At 60.5% G+C, this 1,704-nt stretch carries 1 protein-coding gene; it reads left to right on the forward strand.

Annotated features, from left to right (window positions below):
* Positions 1-239 precede the first annotated feature (239 nt).
* A complete protein-coding gene (locus V6C07_RS00345) occupies positions 240-1,451 on the forward strand; it encodes a saccharopine dehydrogenase family protein (protein ID WP_333534353.1) in 1,212 nt (403 codons plus the stop codon).
* The last annotated feature ends 253 nt before the right edge of the window (positions 1,452-1,704 follow it).

The following is a 1,704-nucleotide window of genomic DNA, read 5'->3' on the forward strand; positions in this document are numbered from 1 at the left end:
TGCTGCTGGACGGCGACCGGACCGCGCCCGACAACAGCCCAAAAGACCCGCTGTAGCGGCAAAAAAGGCAATCCAAACAATGCGGTTGACGGATTGGGGCTTTACAGGCATATAGCCGGACTTTGCGCCCGTGAGCGGCAGACCGCGCCGAGGCGCTTTTTGTGTGATGGGACGTGACCGGGCGGCGCTGCCGCGCGGATTTTCTTTTGACCCCCTATCTTGCTGGAGAGGGAAGAGCTATGGCGAATATCCTTATCATCGGCGCGGGTGGCGTCGGGAGCGTGGTTGTCCACAAATGCGCCCAGGTAGCCGCAAACAGCGGCACGTTTAACAAAATAACCCTTGCCAGCCGCACGGTTTCGCGTTGCGACGCCATTGCGCAAAGCGTAAAGGCCCGCTACGGCGTTAACGTGGCTACCGCCAAGGTGGACGCGGACAACGTGCCGGAGCTTTGCCAGCTCATCCGCAGCGTCAAGCCCGACCTTGTGTGCAACGTGGCCCTGCCCTATCAGGACCTGCACATTATGGACGCCTGCCTTGAATGCGGCGTCCACTATGTGGATACGGCCAACTATGAGCCGCTGGACACCGCCAAGTTCGAGTACAAGTGGCAGTGGGCCTATGCGGACCGCTTTCGCGAGGCAGGGCTTACCGCCCTGCTCGGTTCCGGTTTTGACCCCGGCGTGACCAACGTCTTCGCCGCATGGGTCATGAAGCACGAACTGGACGAAGTGCACGTGCTGGACATCATCGACTGCAATGCGGGCGACCACGGCCAGCCCTTTGCCACCAACTTTAACCCCGAAATCAACATCCGCGAGGTCACCGCGCGCGGCCGCTACTGGGAACGGGGCGAGTGGGTGGAAACCGACCCCCTGTCCTGGTCAATGAACTTTGACTTCCCCAGCGGCATCGGCAGCAAAAAATGCTTTCTCATGTACCATGAGGAACTGGAATCTCTGGTCAAGAACCTCAAGGGCCTGCGCCGCGCCCGCTTCTGGATGACCTTCTCCGAGAACTATCTCAACCACCTGAAGGTGCTCGGCAATGTGGGCATGACCCGCATTGATCCCGTGAACTTTCAGGGGCAGGACATTGTACCCATCCAGTTCCTGTCCAAGCTTCTGCCCGACCCGGCTTCCCTCGGCCCCCTGACCAAGGGCAAGACCTGCATCGGCGACCTCATGCGCGGCGTCAAGGACGGCAAGGAAAAGACCGTTTACATCTACAATATCTGCGACCATGAAGAGTGCTACGCCGAAGTCGGCTCACAGGCCATTTCCTACACCACGGGCGTGCCTGCCATGATCGGCTCCAAAATGGTGGCCGAAGGCGTGTGGCGCAAGCCCGGCGTGTGGAATATGGAGCAGTTTGATCCCGATCCCTTCCTGGCGGACCTGGGCAAGTACGGCCTGCCCTGGCAGTGTGTGGATGTGACCGGAAAAATATAAGGGGACGCCTGCGCGGCGGGCGAGGGGAGATTTGGCCGCCTGCGCGGCGGGCAAAGAGGTGGAATGGTTCGGCCTTCGAAAGGGAATGCTGCCGCCCTGCGGGACGGGAGATTTTCTGTTTCTGTTCTATTGGCCGCCTGCGCGGCGGGCGGCAAGCGGTGAAAGAGGCTTGGTCTTTGCGATGGGTTTGTGTTGCCCTGCGGGCGCGGAGGCTTTTTCTTTGATCTTGTTTGGGACGCCTGCGCGGCGGGCA

Source organism: Desulfovibrio sp. 1214_IL3152, assembly GCF_036763055.1.
Taxonomy (GTDB): Bacteria; Desulfobacterota; Desulfovibrionia; order Desulfovibrionales; family Desulfovibrionaceae; genus Desulfovibrio.

Coding starts and splice junctions, on each gene's coding strand:
- V6C07_RS00345 (WP_333534353.1), top strand. CDS start 240: ATGGCGAATATCCTTATCATCGGCGCGGGTGGCGTCGGGAGCGTGGTT.